The sequence below is a fragment of the Roseicyclus salinarum genome, from assembly GCF_029624655.1.
GTDB classification, from domain to species: Bacteria; Pseudomonadota; Alphaproteobacteria; order Rhodobacterales; family Rhodobacteraceae; genus Roseibacterium; species Roseibacterium salinarum.
Map to the genome: position 1 here is coordinate 1 of NZ_JARRSA010000034.1, position 17,171 is coordinate 17,171.

Genomic DNA, 17,171 nt, shown 5'->3' on the forward strand with positions numbered 1-17,171 from the left:
GTGCACCGCGTCCACGCCCCCCTCGCGCATCTGGCGAAAGACCTTCCCGGACCAGTTGGCGTATTGCAGGGCGTCGATGCGCATGGCGGCGAGGCTTGTCGCACGCGGAACGTCTTGCAAGGGAAAACGGCCCCCGCACAAGGCGGGGGCCGGCGCGCCTCACTCGTTCCTTGCGCCTATGGCCCAGAGGCGAATGCGCTTCGACAGCCAGTCGATGGCGAAGATCAGCACGAGAACGTTCAGCACCACGAAGGCCACCTGGTCGTAGAGCGATGCGCGGAACCGCTCGATCAGGATCATGCCGATGCCGCCCGCCCCCACGATGCCGAGGATGGTGGCCGACCGGGTGTTGGACTCCCAGAAGTACAGCGACTGGGAGATGAACACCGGCAGCACCTGCGGGATGTAGCCGTAGCGGATGACGGCGATGGGGCCTGCGCCCGTGGCGCGGACGCCCTCCACCTGCTTGCGGTCGATGTTCTCGATCGCCTCGGAATAGAGCTTGGAGAGCGTCCCGAGGTCGGAGACGAAGATCGCGAGCACGCCCGCGAGCGGCCCGAGGCCGACCGCGCGCACGAAGACGAGGCCCCAGATCAGCTGGTCGATGCCGCGCAGCACGTCGAGGATACGCCGCACCAGCTGCCGCACGACGCGGAAGGGCATGACGTTGCGCGCCGCGAGGAACCCGAGGATCAGGGATCCCGCCGTGCCCAGCAGCGTGCCGAGAAACGCCATGGCGAGGGTCTGGGCGATGCCGCGGTAGATGTTGGCGTATTGCCAGCCGGCCATGTCCTCCCACACCACGAAGGCCCGCAGGAGCGCCAGCACCCGCTCGGAGGCGTCCAGAAGCCGTCCGAACTCGAAATACCACATCGAGGCCACGACATAGACGAGGGCGAGCGCGAACCAGCGCCAGCGCCTGACCTGGCCCATTGCCGTACCGAAGGCGGCGGGATGGGCCGCGCGCGCCGCGGCGATCTGGCCGGGCGTGACCGAGGCGATGGATGCCATGCTCATGCGAAGTTCTCCCGTCCGATGTAACCAAGCCGGATGCGCTCGGAGATCAGGTCGATCACGGTGACGAGCAGCACCACGAGGATCAGGACCGCCAGAACCCGGTCGTCGGAATAGAACGAGATCACGCGGTTCAGCTCCTGGCCGATGCCCCCCGCCCCCACGAAGCCGATGATCGAGGAGGCGCGCACGTTGATCTCGAAACGCAGCATCGCGTAGCTGAAGAAGTTGGGCAGGACCTGCGGCGTCACGGCATAGGCCATCTTCTCGACCCAGGTGCCGCCCACGGCGGAGATGCCCTCGATCGGCCTGTCCGAGGCGTTCTCGTTCACCTCCGCGAACAGCTTGCCCAGCGCGCCCGCGGTGTGGATTGCGACGGCCAGCACGCCGGCGAGGGGGCCGATGCCGATCATGAACACGAACAGAAGCGCGAGAAGGATCTCGGGCACCCCGCGGCACACCTCCAGCAGCCGCCGCGAGATCCAGTAGATCCAGCCGTTGGGGGCGAGGTTCGCCGCCGCGGGAAAGCTCAGCACGAAGGCCACCGCGGCCCCGATCAGCGTCGCGGTGATCGCCATCAGGATCGTCTCGAGGATCAGCTCCGCGTAGGTCCAGAAATCGGTGTACCAGTAGGTGATGGAGCCGGGCACGGCGCTTCCGTCAGCGGTGCGGCCCGCGAACAGCACGTCCCATTGCAGGTCCGGCAGGATCGTCGCGAAGTATTCGAAGATGCGCGGGACGCCGTTGGCCAGCCGCTCGGGGTAGAACTGGCTGATCCAGATCGACAGCCCAGCCGCGACGGCGAAGGCACCGAGCGCGAGGACGTTCCAGACGCGCCGCGTGGCGCGCAGCTCGGCGCGATGGCGCTCGAAGGTCGCCACGGCATCCCGCGGCGCCCCCCCGGTCGCCCCCGCCGAGCCGCCCCGCAAGGGGCCGGTGAAGGAAGTGTCGGTCATTGTCGATCTCCGATCAGGCCGGAACCGGCCGGGCCGTGGGGATGGCGGTGGAGGTGGCGGCCTCGTTGAAGGCTTCGTCCGCCTCGGCGCCGTAGATCTCGCGCGCCATCGACGTTGTCAGCAGGTCCGGCGTGCCGTCGAAGACGATGCGCCCGTCCTGCATCCCCACGATCCGGTCGCAGTAGCTGCGCGCCGTGTCGAGCGTGTGCAGGTTGCAGATCACGGTGATGCCGTCGGTCCTGTTGATGTCGCGCAGCGCGTCCATGACGATCTTCGCGTTCATCGGGTCGAGCGAGGCGATGGGCTCGTCCGCAAGCAGTATCTTGGGCTCCTGCGCGAGCGCGCGCGCGATGGCGACGCGCTGCTGCTGGCCGCCCGACAGCGTCTCGGCGCGCTGCAGCGCGGTATGGGCCATGCCGAGCCGGTCGAGCGCCCGGATCGCGAAGGCGCGCTCGCGCGGGGTGAAGGTCTGCGTGAGCGAGCGCCATGCAGGCAGATCGTAGAGGCGTCCGGTCAGCACGTTGGTCACCACGTCGAGCCGCCCGACGAGGTTGAACTGCTGGAAGATCATCGCGCAATCGGACCGCCACGCGCGCAGTTCGCGGCCCTTCAGCTTCGCGATATCCTCGGCGCCGAACAGGATCTGGCCCTCGGAGGGATCCACCAGGCGGTTGAGCAGCCGCAGAAGCGTCGACTTGCCCGCCCCCGACCGGCCGATGATGCCCACCATCTGGCCATCGGGAATTTCGAGATTGGCGCGGTCGACCGCGAGGTTGTCGCCGAAGCGGCGCGTCAGCTTCTGAAGTTTCAGCATGGGTTCCCCCTGTCAGGTGTCACGGACGGCCGGGCCTGCGCTCTGCCCCGCGGCGCACGCCCCGGAAACGGTCGCGGGGCCGATGAAGGCATCGGCCCCGCCCGTCGCAGGATCGGTTCAGCGCGTGCCGGCGGCCTGGCGGCGCATGTTGATGATCGGCTCGTAGAAATCCTGGCTGATCGGCCAGTAGCCCATCGATTCGCCGTCGTTGATCGCGTCGAAGCAGGCACGGTCGACGACCTGCAGCTGCATCATCGCGCCCATCACCTGGTCCTTAAGCTCCTGCGGAAGGTCCGAGCGGATCACGCGGGGGCCGTTGGTGATGAGGTTCGACTGCCAGATGATCCGGATCTCGGACATGTCGAGCATGTCCTTGTCGACCATCGAGCGCAGATTGCCGCGGCTGTAGCCCTGCGCGATGTCGCCCACGCCGCTGGTCCAGGTCACGCCGGCGTCGTACTGGCCCTGAAGGACCGCAACCACAGCCTGCTCGTGCCCGCCGCCGAAGCCGGTCTGCGAGAAGTAGGCGTCGGGATCGATGCCCATCTCGGTCATCTCGGCCAGCGGCACGAGGTAGCCCGAGGTGGAGTTCGGGTCGGCGAAGGCGAGGCTGCGGCCTTCCATGTCCTCGAGCGACATGATGTCCGATCCGGCCTGCGTGTACATGACCGAGTAGTAGCCGAGCGATCCGTCGATCTGCATCGTGGTGTAGAGCGGCTCGACCGCATCGGGATCCTGAAGGTAGATGCCCGCATACCCCGCCGAGCCGAGGCCCGCGAACTCGAGCTGGCCGGCCAGGAGGCCCTGCATGACGCCCGCATAGTCGGAGGCCGGGAAAAGCTGCACGTCGACGCCGAGACGCTCCTCGAGGTAGGCCTCCTGGCAGGAATGCTCGCGCAGGCGGTCGGCCTCGTTCTCGCCGCCGAGGATGCCGATGCGGAACACCGGAACCTCGTCGCGCCAGTCCTGCGCGATCGCAGCGGTGGAGCTGAGTGCGGTGGCGCCCATCGCGAGCGCGAGGAAGGTCTGTCTGATCATCGGGATGTCCCCTTCGGTTGTGGATTGCACCGCGGGACCGGCCGCATCCGAACCGCGACCGCCCCCGTCGCGCCAGTGGCTACGCGGCCTGTGTGATGGAAGCGCAAAGGATTGATGAAAGATGCGTGACGGTGGCCCGCCCGGTTGAAACCGATGCGATCGCCGCCGACATCGAGCGTGCACACACCGCGCCGGGACGCGATCGGGGGCCGCGCGCCGCAAGATCGCCCGAAGGCGCCGCAGCCCCGCCCCCGCAGGGCGCGCGATCCGCCCCGCGACCGGCCCGCCCGAGGCGTCATGCAGACGTCACGCCACCGCCATCGCGGCGTTACGTCCACGGGATCATGGAAACGCGAAGCGAAGCCAGGAAGGATCCGAGATGTTCGATCATACCCAAACGGCCGCCGTCACGCTGTCGAACGCCCGGATCGTCACGCCCGGCGGCATCGTGGAGGGCGGCCTGCGTATCGAGGAGGGCCGCATCGCCGGTCTGACGCGGGCGGCCGGCGGGCGCGACCTCGGCGGCGCGTTCCTGATCCCCGGCATCGTCGATCTGCACACCGACCACGTCGAGCGGCACACCCACCCGCGCTCCACCGTCGTCTGGCCGTTCCTGCCCGCGCTTCTCGCGCATGACGCCGTCGTGATCGCGGGGGGGACGACGACCGTTCTCGACAGCCTGTCCGTCGGCGCCTCGATGAAGCGGCCCGAACGGCGCGAGATCCTCGAACCCCTCGTCGCGGCGCTCCACGAGGGCCAGCGCGCCGGCGCGTTCCGGGCCGAGCACCTCCTGCACCTGCGCTGCGAGATCTCGGACCCCGCCACGATGGCGCTCGCGGACGCGACGATGCGCCATCCGCTGACCCGCCTCGTCTCGGTGATGGACCACACGCCCGGCGACCGGCAGAGCCCTGACATCGACCGCTGGTTCTCGCACATGATCCATGAGCTTGAGGTCGACGAGGCGACCGGCCGCGTCATGATGGACGACCTGCTCGACCGCTCGCGCACGCGCGGCGCCGAGGTGCGCGCCCATGTCGTGCGTGCCGCCCGCGGCGCCGGCGTCCCCCTCATGAGCCACGACGACCGGACCGGTGCCCATGTCGCCGAGGCCGCGGGCGAAGGCATCGCGATCAGCGAGTTTCCCACGACCCTCGCCGCCGCGCGCCGCGCGCGCGAGATGGGCATGACGATCGTCGCGGGCGCGCCCAACTACCTGCGCGGAGGCTCGCAGTCGGGCAACGTCTCGGTCGCGGCGCTTCTGGCCGAAGGGCTGGTCGACGCGCTCGCCTCCGACTACGTCCCGCGCTCGCCCCTCGACGCGGCCTTCCGCCTCGCCGCCGACCCGGCGCTCCCCCACGGCCTGCCCGAGGCCGTCGCGCTGGTCAGCGGCGCGCCCGCCCGCATCGCGGGCCTCGCCGACCGCGGACGCATCGAACCCGGCCTGCGCGCCGATCTGGTCGCCGTGCGCATGGCGGGCGCGCAGCCTGTCGTGGACGCCGTCTGGCGCGCGGGACGGCAGGTCTTCTGACCCCGACGAAAGGAATGCTGCGAATGACACCTCTCAGGATCGGCGCGGCGCTCAAGATCGCCGACATTCCGCACCATCGCGACTGGCTGCTCGACGGGCCCCGCGATCTCGAGATCCGGGATTTCATCTCGACCGAGGCGCTCCTCGGCGACTGGCGGGGCCTCGCGGCGGTGGCGAAGGCCCGCCTCGACGGCTTCTCGGGGCGGCTCGGGATCCACGGCCCCTTCGTGAACGTGCCCATGACCTGCAACGACCCCGAGCTGCGCCCCATCGTCACGCGGCGCTACCTGACCGGCCTCGACGCCGCCATCGCGCTCGGCGCCACGCAGATGGTGGTGCACTCGCCGTTCACAATCTGGGACGACCGCAACTTCGGCGACCGTCCCGGCCGGGGCAACACGCCCTCCCACAGGGACACGATCATCGCGGCCTGCCACGAGGTCCTGCGCGAGGTGGTCGACCGCGCCGCGGACAACGGCGTGACGCTGGTGATCGAGAACTGCGACGACGTCTCGCCCCTCGACCGCCTCGAGCTCGCCCGCAGCTTCGACAGCCGGGCGGTGAAGGTCTCGCTCGACACCGGCCACGCCCACAACGCGCATTGTGCGCACGGCGCGGTCCCGGTCGACTACTTCGTGGTCGCCGCGGGCGAATGGCTCGCCCATGTGCACCTGCAGGACACCGACGGCTACGCCGACCGCCACTGGGCGCCGGGGCGCGGCACGATCAGGTGGGCATCGGTCTTCGCCGCGCTGCAGGCGGCCCCCGCCGATCCGCACCTCGTGCTGGAGTTGCGCGATCACGGCGATATCCCCGCCGCCATGGCATGGCTGGAGCGCGAAGGCCTTGCCCGCTGACACGCCCCCGCCCCTTCATCTTTCGAAAAATACGCATCGCCCGGCCTGCCCCTCGCGCGCGCCGCGCCGTGCCGCTCAGGCCACGCGCCGGCCCGCGGACCAGACGCCATGAAGGACAGGCACGCCCTCCACCGTCGTGAACCGCACGAGGTCCGCGCGCATCCCCTCGGCCAGCACGCCCCGGTCCGAAAGGCCGGCCGCGCGCGCGGGCGCCGCGCTGACCGTGGCCATCGCCCGCGGCAGGTCGCGCCAGATCTCCGCCAGCCGCGTCGCCGCGTAAAGCAGCGCCGAGGGCACGTAGTCGGAGGACATGATGTCCAGAAGATCCGCCTCGGCCAGCCGCGCGGCCGAGACATTGCCCGAATGCGACCCGCCGCGGATCAGGTTCGGCGCACCCATCATGACCGCGATGCCATGCGCCCTGCAGGCGCGTGCTGCCTCTTCCGTCGTCGGGAACTCCGCCAACCCGACCCCGTGCGCCGCCGAGCGCGTGACGTGATCGGCCGTCGTGTCGTCGTGGCTCGCAAGCACCGCGCCGAACCTCTGCGCGGCCTCCACGGCGGCCGCCTCGTGCTCGGGCCGCACCCGTGCGCCCAGCGCCGTCCGGGTCTCGACATGCTCCTCGAACTTCGCCTCGGTCATGCCGTGCTTGCCCATCATGTAGGTCCGGTACTGGCCGATATCCGCGAATTGCCGCTGGCCGGGCGTGTGATCCATCAGCGACACGATCCCGATACGGTCCTCCGGCCCGAACTCGGCCAGCTCCTCCACCAGCGACTGCGAGCAGATCTCGGCGCGCAGGTGCAGGTGGTGGCCGATCTTCAGCGCCCCGCCGGCGCGCATCGTCAGAAGCTCGCTCGCCAGCCGGCGTGCGTAGCGCGACCAGCCGACGCCGCCCTTGCCCTCGATCGAGCCCACGCGGATCGCGTCGAAGACGGTGGTGATGCCGCAGGCCGCAAGCTCCGCGTCATGCGCCACGATGGCCGCGGCATGGGGCCAGTCCGCCGAAGGGCGCGGCCGGATGTGCCGCTCCAGGTTGTCGGTGTGCAGCTCCACGAGGCCCGCCGTCACGATGTCACCGCCGCAATCGGTGGCCCCATCGGGCACGCCGCCGCCGCGCGCGATCTCCACGATCTCGCCGCCGCGAAAGGAGATGCGCCCATGCATCTCGGCGCCCGCGAGCACGAGCCGCGCATTGGCAAGGGTGGTCGTCTGGGGCATCACGGACTGGTCTTTCGCCATGGAGGTCTCAATGCAGGTTGACGGCAGCGCGGAGTATCGGCGCTACGGGATTTACGTCGTGCCCGAGGGCGGTTTCTACCGCGCGGGCGCGGCCTGGCTCGGATGGGACAGCCTGCGCGGCGAGGCGGCCGGGCAGCCCGCGGTCGACGGCCTTCCGGGCGATCCCGCGGACCTGACCGCGACGCCGAGGAAATACGGCTTTCACGGAACGATCAAGCCGCCGTTCCGCCTCGCGGCCGGAACGGACGCCGCCGCGCTCGACGCCGCCGCCCGCGCCTTCTGCGCCACGCGCGCCCCCGTCGAGATCCCCGCCCTCGAGGTGCGCCGCCTTGGCGGCTTCGTCGCCGTCGTGCCCGTCGAGCCGAGCGCGGCGCTCGCCGATCTGGCCGCCGCCACCGTCGAGGCGCTCGATCCGTTCCGCGCGCGCCCCGATGCGGCCGAGCTCGCCCGCCGCCGCAAGCCGGGCCTTACCCAGCGGCAGGACGCGCTTCTGCAAAGCTGGGGCTATCCTTACGTGATGGAGGAATTCCGCTTCCACCTCACGCTGACCGGCAAACTGCACCGCGACGACGCGGACCGGGCGCGCGACGCGCTCGCCGCCCATTTCGCGCCGCTTCTGCCGGCCCCCTTCAGGATCGGCAGCCTCTGCCTCATGGGCGAGGACCCGGAGGGACGCTTCCACCTCGCGCACCGCTATACCCTCTCGGGATAGAGCGCGGCAAGCGCGGCGTCGACCGCCGTCTCGAGGCGGCCCGAATTGTCGATCTCGATGATGCGAAGCCCCTCGGGCATTGGCGGCGCGGGTCGCGACAGCCGCCGCGCGATCTCGGCTGGCCCCTCGCGGCCGCGCCCCGCCAGCCGCGAGGCGAGCACGTCGGGCCGGGTGGTGACATGCAGCACGTGCAGCGCCTCGAACCGCAGCGCCGCGCTCGACAGCACGCCGCGCGACAGGTTCACGATCGCGTCGCGCCCCGTCTCCAGCACGTCGCGCACCGTCGCGGGAACGCCGTAGCTCAGCCCGTGCGCCTTCCAGTGCAGCGCGAAGTCGCCGCCCGCCGCGCGCGCCGCGAACAGCGCGGGGCTCGCCGTCTCGTGGTCCTCACCGCCCGCCTCGCGCGCCCGCGTGATCACGCGCCGCACCCGGTGAAGGTCGGGTCGCCGCGCGCAAAGCGCATCGATCAGGCTGTCCTTGCCGACGCCCGAAGGCCCGACGACCGCAACGAGGCGCCCGGCCGTCACGCGGCCGCCCCCGGCGAGAAGCCGGTCACGTCGATCTCGCGGTCGGCCACGCGAGACCGAGCCTCGAGGTCGTGGAAGATGCCCACGATCGCCGCGCCGCCCGCCTTGGCCTCCTCGATCAGGCCCAGCACCGTCTCGCGGTTCTGCGCATCCAGGCTCGCCGTGGGCTCGTCGAGCAGGAGCGCGGGACAGGCATGGGCAAAGCCGCGCGCGATGTTCACCCGTTGCTGCTCGCCGCCCGAGAAGGTCGTGGGCGACAGCGACCAGAGCGCCTCGGGAATGCGCAGTCGCGTCAACAGCTCCCGCGCCCGCGCCCGCGCCTCCTCCTCCGGCCGTCCCAGCGCCAGAAGCGGCTCGGCCACCACGTCGAGCGTCGGCACCCGCGGCACAACGCGCAGGAACTGCGACACGTATCCCAGCGTCTCGCGCCGAAGCGCCAGGATCTCGCGCGGCGCAGCGCGGGTGATGTCGAGCCCGCCGATGGACACCCGTCCCGCCTGCGCCAGGTAATTGCCGTAGAGGATACGTATTACGGTGGACTTGCCCGCCCCGCTCGCACCGGTCAGCGCCACGCATTCGCCTGCCGCGACGGCGAAGCCCGCGCCATCGATCACGGGGATCGTCACGCCGCCCTGGTTGTGCAGCGTGAAGGATTTTCCAAGGTTCTCGACTTCGATCATCGCCATCTCACACCTGCAGGACCGAACTGACGAGAAGCTGCGTATAGGCCGCCTGCGGATCGTCGAGAACCTGGTCGGTCAGCCCCGTCTCGATCACCGCCCCGTCCTTCATCACCATCAGCCGGTCGGCCAGAAGACGCACCACCGCAAGGTCGTGCGTCACCACGATCGCCGACAGGCCCATGCGCCGCACCAGCCCCCTGATCAGGTCCAGAAGCCGCGCCTGCACGCTCACGTCGAGCCCGCCCGTGGGCTCGTCCATGAACACCAGCCGCGGCCCCGTCACGAGGTTCCGCGCGATCTGAAGCCGCTGCTGCATCCCCCCCGAAAAGGCCGAGGGCCTGTCGTCCACCCGGTCCTCGTGGATCTCCACCCGCTCCAGCCAGTCGAGCGCCTGGCCCCGGATCTCGCCGTAATGCCGCGCGCCCACCGCCATCAGCCTCTCGCCGACGTTGCCGCCCGCGCTGATGCGCATCCGCAGGCCGTCGCGCGGGTTCTGGTGCACGAATGCCCAGTCGGTGCGCCCCAGCATCCGCCGCTCGGGCTCGGACATGGCCAGCACATCGCGCGGCCCCTCGGCGCGGGTGTCGAAGATCACCTCGCCACGGTCGGGCGGCAGATGCCCCGCAAGGCAGTTCAGAAGCGTCGACTTGCCCGACCCGCTCTCGCCCACGATGCCCAGGACCTCCCCGGGCCAGAGCGAGAACGAGACGTCGGCGCATCCGACGCGCCCGCCATAGGTCCTGGTGAGGTCTTTCACCTCCAGAAGCGGTGTCATGCCCCCTGCCCCTTCATCTTTCCCGAAATACGCAAATCGTCGCCCGTCCATGCGCGCCACGCCGCCAGGTGAGGCCGGTTCATGCCGCCTCTCCCCGCCGCGAGGCGCAGTGGTCCGTGTCCGAGCAGACGAACATCCGCCCGCCCGCGTCGTCTGTGATGACCTCGTCGAGATAGGTGTCCTCCGCCCCGCAGAGCGCGCAGGGATGCGGCGCCCTCGAGGGATCGAAGGGATAATCCTCGAAATCGAGGCTCACCACCCTCGTCCAGGGCGGCACCGCGTAGATCCGCTGCTCGCGCCCCGCGCCGAACAGCTGCAGCGCCGCGCTCTCCAGCTTGGGGTTGTCGAACTTGGGGATCGGCGAGGGATCCATGACGTAGCGCCCCTCGACCTTCACGGGATAGGCATAGGCCGTCGCGATCTCGCCATGCCGCGAGATGTCCTCGTATAGCTTGACGTGCATCAGACCGTAATCCTCCAGTGCGTGCATCTTGCGCGTCTCGACCTCGGAGGGTTCGAGGAACCTGAGCGGTTCGGGGATCGGCACCTGGTAGACGAGGATCTGCTCGCCGGTCAGCGGCGCCTCGGGGATGCGGTGGCGGGTCTGGATGATCGTCGCCTCCGACGTCCTTCCGGTCACCGCGACCCCGGCCGTCTTCTCGAAGAACTTGCGGATCGAGACCGCGTTCGTGGTGTCGTCGGCGCCCTGGTCGATGACCTTGAGCGTGTCGTCGGGCGTGAGGCACGCGGCCGTGACCTGCACGCCGCCCGTGCCCCAGCCGTAGGGCATCGGCATCTCGCGGGAGGCGAAAGGCACCTGGTAGCCCGGCACCGCGACGCCCTTCAGGATGGCGCGGCGGATCATCCGCTTCGTCTGCTCGTCGAGATAGGCGAAGTTGTAGTCAGACATGGGCGGCTCCTCCTGCGGACCTTCGGCGACACGAAGTCTCCGGTTTCCGCACGCATCGTCTCGACCCGAACGGGAGAGCTGACTGCCGGACGGATGGATGTTCGTCATCCCGGGAGGGATCTTCGCCCTCCTGACGGGACGCCTGGCGATCATCGCGAACTGGCCCGAGAGCGACGCGGCGAAGTTCTGCGAGCATAGCCCCGGCTTCATCGACGGCGTCGGCGGCGGGGACGGGAGAGGCGGAGGCGACCGGGCTCATTCCGCGGCCTCCCGTTGCGCGCCGTCCGCCGCCTCGCGCCTGAGCCTTCGGATCAGCTCCAGCTCGGACTGGAAATCGACGTAGTGCGGCAGCTTGATGTGCTCGAGGAAGCCCGTCGCCTGCACGTTGTCGGCATGGTAGAGCACGAACTCTGCGTTCTGGGCGGGCGCGCCCACGTCGTCCTCTCCCAGCTCCTCCCAGCGGAGCGCGCGGTCCACCAGCGCCATCGAGATCGCCTTGCGCTCGGTCTGACCGAACACCAGGCCGTAGCCGCGCGTGAACTGCGGCGGCTCGGTCCTGGAGCCCGTGAACTGGTTGACCGTCTCGCATTCGGTCAGCACCACCTCGCCGATCTCGATCGAGAAGCCGAGTTCGGGGATATCCATTTCCACCGGAACGGTTCCGATGCGCAATTCGCCCACGAAGGGGTGGTTCCGCCCGTATCCGCGCTGCGTGGAATAGGCCATCGACAGCACGAAGCCCTCGTCGCCGCGCGTCAGGGCCTGAAGGCGCAGCGGCCGGTCGGCGGGAAAGTCGAGCGGCTCGCGCGTCAGGTCGCGCGGGGTGGCGGCGCCCTCGGGCTCGCCCTGGATCAGCTCCTCGCGGGCGAGGAAGTCGGTGACATGGGGCATCGGCGCCTCGGCCGCCGGCCCTCGGTCCGGCACCGGCACCTCCATCCCCTCGGCGGCGAGCGCGAAGTCGAGAAGCCGGTGGGTGTAGTCGAAGGTCGGCCCCAAAACCTGCCCGCCGGGCAGATCCTTGAACGTGGCCGAGATGCGCCGGTCGCAGTCCATCGCGGCCGTGTCCACGGGACGCGAAGCGCCGAAGCGCGGCAGCGTCGTGCGGTAGGCGCGGATCAGGAACACCGCCTCGATCAGGTCGCCCCGCGCCTGCTTGATCGCCAGCGCCGCGAGGTCGGGATCGAACAGCGAGCCCTCGGCCATCACGCGGTTCACCGCGAGGCTCAACTGCTCGCGGATCTGCGCCACGCCAAGCTCGGCCACGCCCGGATCGCCGCGCCGTTCCTCCGCGAGCCATGCATGGGCGTTGTCGATCGCCCGCTCGCCGCCCTTGACCGCCACATACATCGCTCAGCCCTCCTCGACACGGGTGGAGCGCGGCAGCCCCGCCACGCGGTCCGCGCAGGTGAAGAAACAGTCGAAGCCCAGCGGAAAGCGCGCGCGGTTCTCGCGGAACGCCCCGATCTCCGGCAGCGACAGGGCCGCACTCGTCTCGATGCCGGGGCCGGTCAGGCGCGCGCCCGCCGCCTCGAGCCGCGCGACCTCGACGATCAGCGTCGCGGCGCGGTCGGGATACTCAGCCGTGCCAAACGCGAAGCGCGACACGGGCGCAAGCGCCTCCCAGGTTCCCAGGGCGAAGGACGCCGCCTCGGCCGGAACCAGCGGCGCGCCGGTGTGGAAGGCGATCCAGCCGCGCAGATCCTCGCTGTCGTGCGAGGGCGCGAGGTGAAGCGGCGTGGTCGTGTCGCACAGCGTCAGAAGAAGCGCGCCCGCGGCCGGCGAACACGGCGCGGGCGGCGCGGCGCCGTCGAGCCGCTCGATCCGGCCGGGCCGCGACAACGCCTGGAGCGCGCCGCGAAAGGCATGGGCCGCGTGGCGCGGCGGATCGGCGAAACCGCCGTCGAGATGCGAGGCGCTCATGCGTTGTCCCCCCTGACCATCGTGAAGAACTCGACCCGTGTCGCCGCCGCCTTCTCGGCGCGGTCCGTGCGACGCGCCTCGGCGGCCCGGCGCAGCGGCGCGAGGATCGCGGCGTCCAGCGCGTCGGCCTCGCCCGCCTCGGACAGCGCGTCGACCAGCGCGGCGATGAGGGCGGCGTCCTTGCTGCGGCCCTGAACGTGGCCGTGGCCGACCGTGCCGTTGCCAAGCCGAACCGACGCGCGCGCCACCGTCATCTCGCCGAGGTTGAAGGGCGCGCCCGTCGCGCCGGCCCGCCCGCGCACCATGACCGTGCCGATTTCGGGCGACCTGAGGACCTCATGGGCGGGCACCGCGCGCTCTTCCAGCCACCCCTCCCAGAGCGCCCGAAGCACGTCGTCCTGCGCCTTGGCGAGCGTGGACAGCCTTGCGCGGCGGCGCTCCGTTCCCTGCGCGCCGCCAGTGGCGTGAAGCGTGGAATTCGACATCTTGCTCGGTTGTCCATTTATATATACAACTATACAAATTCTTACCCCGAGCCCGCCCCTTGGTGCAAGGGCGTCGGCATGAAGTTTTGGTGACACCTTGGCACGACCGGCACTCTGGACCGCCATCCGCGACAGCATCGCCCATGACATCTCGCGCGGGCAGTACGGCCCCGGCGACAGGCTGCCGACCGAAGCGCAGCTTGCCGCGCGCTTCGGCGTCAACCGTCACACGGTGCGGCGCGCGCTCGCGGCGCTGGCCGAGGCGGGGACGGTCCACGCGCGGCGCGGCGCGGGCGTCTTCGTCCAGCACCGCCCCACGCCCTATGCGATCGGCCGCCGGGTCAGGTTCCACCAGAACCTGCTCGCCGCCGGCCGCGTTCCCGAAAAGACGGTGCTGCTTCTTGAGACGCGCGCTGCAGGCCCCGCCGAGGCCGAGGCGCTCGGCCTCGCGCCCGAGGCCCCGGTTCACGTCTACGAGGCGCTGAGCCTGTCGGACGGGGTGCCGTTCTCGGTATCGCGCTCGGTGTTTCCCGCCGCCCGCCTGCCCGCGATGCTGGACGCGCTCCGCGAGACGGGGTCCGTGACCGCGGCCTTCGAGGCGCACGGCATCGACGATTACATGCGCGAGCGCACCGAGATCACGGCCAAGGCCGCCAGCCCGACGATGGCCGCCCAGCTGCGGCTCGCCCCCGGCGCGCCGGTCCTTCGGACGGTCGGCGTCAACGTGGACGGCGACGGCAAGCCGCTCGAATACGGGCGGACCTGGTTCGCGGCGGACCGTGTGGCGCTGACGCTCGGGCCGGGCGACGCCTGACCGGTTCGACCCATCGCCGCGCCCCGCGCGCGCCGCGATCCGGCGTCAGCCCCATCCGCCTTCCAGAAGCGGTTTCGCGGGGTGGCGCGATTTCACGAGGCGCATCCGCCGCGCGGTGTCGGAGCTTTCGTAATCCTCGTCTTCCGCCTGGAGATCGACGCCATAGCTTTTCTCGGGATCGCGCCGCGCGCCCACCATCACGAACTCCGCGCCCTCGCGGTTCAGAAGCTCCACGTCCTCGCGGTCGAACCTGCGGTCGCCGAACTTTTCCTGCAGGCGCTCGGGATAGTCGGCCTTGTCCTCGTCCTGCAGGCCCGCGCCTTTCGGCTGTCCCTTCTCGGGGTTCTTCACCGACAGGGCGAAGCTCGCCTTGGGGGCGATCGCGAAGGTTTTCTGCACGCTGCCCGGATCCTCGGGCAGCTCCAGCTCGTAGGACAGGTGCATCTGCCCGTCCTCGAGCGTGACGGCGTAGGCGCCCTCGCCCGCGGGACGCACGGCGGGTCGCGTCCGCTCGCCGCGGGTCTTGGTTTCGTAAGTCTCCTCGCGAAGCGCGCCCTCGATCTTCCGCTCGTCGTCCGTGACCAGGTCGACGAAGCCCCAGACGCGCTCGTGCTCGCCCACGTCCGGCATGTGCTTGCGGCCGACGACGCACAGGCGCACGTCATGCCCCCCGCGCGGGCGCAGCGCGATGTAGAACCGCTGGACGTCATCCGCGCCCGAGGGCTCGTCCTCGTCCACCTTCGGCCTGAAGAGGAAGAAGATGTCTCCGTCCTCGAGCAGTTCGGTGTCCTGTCCCGCCTCGGCCATGGCAATTCTCCTTCCCGGATCCGTCGCAGGATCAACGGTCCGTCCCGGCGAGGGTTCCTGCACGGCCAAGGGGGCAGGCGCGCGAGGATGGCGCGGTCAGGGCTCGGAGACGCGCAGGACGAGCTTTCCCGCGACCCCGCCCGCCTCGATCCTCTCGTGCGCTTCCCGAACCCGGTCCATCGGCAGGACCTCTGCCACGACGGGGGCGATGCGCCCCGCCGTCAGAAGCGCGAACAGCGCGGCCAGATCCTCGCGGAACCAGCCGGGATGCCGCCGCCGCATCGCGCCGATCGAGTAGAAGGCGGTCGCCTGCCCGTTCGGCAGCCAGTCCCAGAGCTTCAGCTTCACGAAATCCACCGGGATCGACCCGCCGCGCCCCATCACCTCGTTCCCGAAGCCGAACGCGACGAGGATCCCGCCCGGCGCGAGCGCGTGGAACGATGGCGAAAGGCTGTCGCCGCCGAGCGGATCGAAGACCGCATCGACGCCGCCGCCCGTCGCGGCCGCGATCTCCTGTGGGACCGCGCCGGCGGCGATGGGAACCGCGCCGAGGCTTCGGATCAGCGCGTGCTTGGAGGCGATGTCGGTGCCGTAAGCCACGATCCCGGCATCCCGCGCGAGCTGAAGCATCGTGGTGCCCACCGCCCCACCCGCCCCGTGGATCAGCAGACTCTGCCCCGACTTCATCTTCGCGACCCGGTAAAGCATCTGGTAGGGCGTCACCCCCGAAAGGATCATGCCAAGCGCCTCCACGTCGGGCAGACCTTCGGGAACGGAAGCGAGCCGCGCCTCGGGCAGGCAGACATACTCGGCGCAGGCCCCGATCGTCGTGAGGTCCGCAACCCTGTCGCCCGGACTGAACCGGGTGGCGCCGGGGCCCGCCGCATCGACGATGCCCACCATGTCGTAGCCGGGGCTGAAGGGCGGTTTCTCCTTCACGTCGGGATACATGCCCTTGCGGATCATCACGTCGGTGAAGGCCGCGCTGGTCACGAGGACCCTGACACGGACCTCGCCCTCCCGCGGTTCGGGCAGGTCTGCGACCTCCTCGATCGCGAGGCGGTCGGGGCCGCCGAACCCTGTGATGACAACACGTCTCCAGCTCATGATCGCCTTCCATGCATGTGGCGTCGGGACGCCGGTTCGCTACGCGCGTGCCGCGCGCAGGCCGCCCCGGGCCGCGGCCGGCACGACCTCGGTCTCGGCCGACTTCCGCGTGAACATCTCGTCGCGCTTCCACAGGCACACGACGGCGGTCACGGCGACGAGGATCCACGTGTCGAACGGTTGCGCGTCCGGCCAGAACGGGTTGATGAGCATCCAGTGGAACAGCATCGGCAGAAGCAGGCTTCCCCGCGCGCTGTTGAAGATCGGCGTGACGAGGATCGCGAGCGTCACGTTGCCGATGAAGAACGGCAGGTAGTTCCAGTCGGCGAAGACGACGCCGGCGAGGAAGAAGGCCGGAAGGTGCCACACCCCCCATGCCGCCCCGATCAGCGCGCCGGCGAAGACGGGCGCCATGTGCCGCTGAAGGAGGGGTTGCGCCACGCCGCGCCAGCCAAGCTCCTCCACGGGGCCGAGAAACAGCATCATCGCCATGACCGCGAACATCGGCCCCGCCCCCTCGGGCGGCAGCGGCGCAAGTAGCGGCCCGCCCTTGGCGAGGGAGCCCGCCATGAAGACCAGCGGCAGGCCGAGCAGGATGAACGCCCACCAGCCGGGCGCGCAGCGCCACATCACGAGCCGCGACAGGAACGCCCGGAGCCCCGCGCGCCCGGTGAAGGCCAGAACGACGCCGAGCCCGGCGATGGCCGGCGCCCAGGTGGCCACGAAGTACAGGGGATGGCTGCCGGAGAACTCTCCGAAGAGGCGCGAGGCCGTCGCGGGGAACAGGATGTAGCCCCAGAGGATGCTCCAGGTGATCGCGAAGGTGCCGAGGGCGAAAGCGACGATCGCGCGCGTCGGCACGCGCGGGGCGGACTCGTTACCGGACGATGACATGCGCCGTTCCTTTGCAGTAACACGCGTCGAGGCTAGGCCCGTGGCGGCGCACGGACCATGATTTCGATCAAGAGGACGGCGCGCG

General features: G+C 70.3%; 19 protein-coding genes. 4 read left to right on the forward strand and 15 right to left on the reverse strand.

All coding sequences use genetic code 11. The features are described 5' to 3' along the window. Window positions 1-159: 159 nt before the first annotated feature. The 4 genes from phnE (P6F26_RS16950) to phnD all read right to left on the reverse strand — a co-directional run bounded on the left by phnE (P6F26_RS16950) (window position 160) and on the right by phnD (window position 3,822). Window positions 160-1,017 (reverse strand): phosphonate ABC transporter, permease protein PhnE, encoded by an 858-nt coding sequence (gene phnE / locus P6F26_RS16950; protein WP_278029894.1) that lies wholly within the window; start codon window positions 1,015-1,017, stop codon window positions 160-162. Beyond that, a complete protein-coding gene (phnE, locus tag P6F26_RS16955; RefSeq protein WP_278029895.1) occupies window positions 1,014-1,970 on the reverse strand; it encodes a phosphonate ABC transporter, permease protein PhnE in 957 nt (318 codons plus the stop codon). Before phnE (P6F26_RS16955) ends, phnE (P6F26_RS16950) begins: the two co-directional genes overlap by 4 nt. 13 nt (window positions 1,971-1,983) lie before the next feature. Next, window positions 1,984-2,784: a phosphonate ABC transporter ATP-binding protein gene (gene phnC / locus P6F26_RS16960; protein WP_278029896.1), complete on the reverse strand. Its 801-nt coding sequence runs from the start codon at window positions 2,782-2,784 to the stop codon at window positions 1,984-1,986. A 117-nt stretch (window positions 2,785-2,901) separates the two neighbouring features. Continuing rightward, window positions 2,902-3,822, reverse strand: coding sequence for a phosphonate ABC transporter substrate-binding protein (gene phnD, locus P6F26_RS16965; RefSeq protein ID WP_278029897.1), 921 nt, complete (start codon window positions 3,820-3,822; stop codon window positions 2,902-2,904). Window positions 3,823-4,201: 379 nt separating this feature from the next. On the opposite strand from phnD, the gene P6F26_RS16970 reads away from it, so the two are divergent. Both P6F26_RS16970 and P6F26_RS16975 read left to right on the forward strand, forming a co-directional pair. Beyond that, window positions 4,202-5,353, forward strand: coding sequence for an alpha-D-ribose 1-methylphosphonate 5-triphosphate diphosphatase (locus P6F26_RS16970; RefSeq protein WP_278029898.1), 1,152 nt, complete (start codon window positions 4,202-4,204; stop codon window positions 5,351-5,353). 23 nt (window positions 5,354-5,376) lie between these two features. After that, window positions 5,377-6,210 carry a sugar phosphate isomerase/epimerase family protein gene (locus P6F26_RS16975; protein ID WP_278029899.1) on the forward strand — a complete coding sequence of 278 codons (834 nt, stop codon included), beginning with the start codon at window positions 5,377-5,379 and terminating at the stop codon, window positions 6,208-6,210. 75 nt (window positions 6,211-6,285) lie between these two features. Here P6F26_RS16975 and P6F26_RS16980 read toward each other — a convergent pair whose 3' ends face one another. After that, window positions 6,286-7,452 carry an alpha-D-ribose 1-methylphosphonate 5-triphosphate diphosphatase gene (locus tag P6F26_RS16980; RefSeq protein ID WP_278029900.1) on the reverse strand — a complete coding sequence of 389 codons (1,167 nt, stop codon included), beginning with the start codon at window positions 7,450-7,452 and terminating at the stop codon, window positions 6,286-6,288. Window positions 7,453-7,462: 10 nt separating this feature from the next. On the opposite strand from P6F26_RS16980, the gene P6F26_RS16985 reads away from it, so the two are divergent. Further along, window positions 7,463-8,164, forward strand: a complete 702-nt coding sequence (locus P6F26_RS16985) for a DUF1045 domain-containing protein (protein WP_278029901.1) — start codon at window positions 7,463-7,465, stop codon at window positions 8,162-8,164. Here the strand turns inward: P6F26_RS16985 and phnN are convergent. From phnN to phnG, 7 genes are all read right to left on the reverse strand, one after another. After that, the gene (gene phnN, locus P6F26_RS16990; protein ID WP_278029902.1) at window positions 8,146-8,691 is read right to left on the reverse strand and encodes a phosphonate metabolism protein/1,5-bisphosphokinase (PRPP-forming) PhnN; all 546 of its coding nucleotides are present in this window, start codon (window positions 8,689-8,691) and stop codon (window positions 8,146-8,148) included. The genes P6F26_RS16985 and phnN overlap by 19 nt on opposite strands. Then, complete coding sequence (phnL, locus tag P6F26_RS16995) at window positions 8,688-9,371, reverse strand: phosphonate C-P lyase system protein PhnL (RefSeq protein WP_278029934.1); 684 nt, start codon at window positions 9,369-9,371, stop codon at window positions 8,688-8,690. Before phnL ends, phnN begins: the two co-directional genes overlap by 4 nt. Window positions 9,372-9,378: 7 nt before the next feature. Beyond that, window positions 9,379-10,149: a phosphonate C-P lyase system protein PhnK gene (gene phnK, locus P6F26_RS17000; protein ID WP_278029903.1), complete on the reverse strand. Its 771-nt coding sequence runs from the start codon at window positions 10,147-10,149 to the stop codon at window positions 9,379-9,381. 79 nt (window positions 10,150-10,228) lie between these two features. Beyond that, a complete protein-coding gene (locus P6F26_RS17005) occupies window positions 10,229-11,059 on the reverse strand; it encodes an alpha-D-ribose 1-methylphosphonate 5-phosphate C-P-lyase PhnJ (protein WP_278029904.1) in 831 nt (276 codons plus the stop codon). Between the two features lie 255 nt (window positions 11,060-11,314). Beyond that, window positions 11,315-12,406, reverse strand: a complete 1,092-nt coding sequence (locus tag P6F26_RS17010) for a carbon-phosphorus lyase complex subunit (protein ID WP_278029905.1) — start codon at window positions 12,404-12,406, stop codon at window positions 11,315-11,317. Between the two features lie 3 nt (window positions 12,407-12,409). Next, window positions 12,410-12,979 carry a phosphonate C-P lyase system protein PhnH gene (gene phnH, locus P6F26_RS17015; protein WP_278029906.1) on the reverse strand — a complete coding sequence of 190 codons (570 nt, stop codon included), beginning with the start codon at window positions 12,977-12,979 and terminating at the stop codon, window positions 12,410-12,412. After that, a complete protein-coding gene (gene phnG, locus P6F26_RS17020) occupies window positions 12,976-13,464 on the reverse strand; it encodes a phosphonate C-P lyase system protein PhnG (protein ID WP_278029907.1) in 489 nt (162 codons plus the stop codon). The genes phnH and phnG overlap by 4 nt, the downstream gene beginning before the upstream one ends. Window positions 13,465-13,561: 97 nt before the next feature. Here phnG and phnF point away from each other — a divergent pair, with 97 nt between their 5' ends. Further along, window positions 13,562-14,278, forward strand: coding sequence for a phosphonate metabolism transcriptional regulator PhnF (phnF, locus tag P6F26_RS17025; RefSeq protein ID WP_278029908.1), 717 nt, complete (start codon window positions 13,562-13,564; stop codon window positions 14,276-14,278). Window positions 14,279-14,323: 45 nt separating this feature from the next. On the opposite strand, the gene P6F26_RS17030 is transcribed toward phnF, so the two are convergent. The 3 genes from P6F26_RS17030 to P6F26_RS17040 form a co-directional block, all read right to left on the reverse strand. Then, entirely contained in the window at window positions 14,324-15,085 is a 762-nt protein-coding gene (locus P6F26_RS17030) for a hypothetical protein (RefSeq protein WP_278029909.1), read from the reverse strand. 96 nt (window positions 15,086-15,181) lie between these two features. After that, window positions 15,182-16,192 carry a medium chain dehydrogenase/reductase family protein gene (locus tag P6F26_RS17035; protein WP_278029910.1) on the reverse strand — a complete coding sequence of 337 codons (1,011 nt, stop codon included), beginning with the start codon at window positions 16,190-16,192 and terminating at the stop codon, window positions 15,182-15,184. Between the two features lie 39 nt (window positions 16,193-16,231). After that, on the reverse strand, window positions 16,232-17,086 hold the full coding sequence (locus P6F26_RS17040; protein WP_278029911.1) for a type II CAAX endopeptidase family protein: 855 nt from the start codon (window positions 17,084-17,086) through the stop codon (window positions 16,232-16,234). Between the last annotated feature and the right edge of the window lie 85 nt (window positions 17,087-17,171).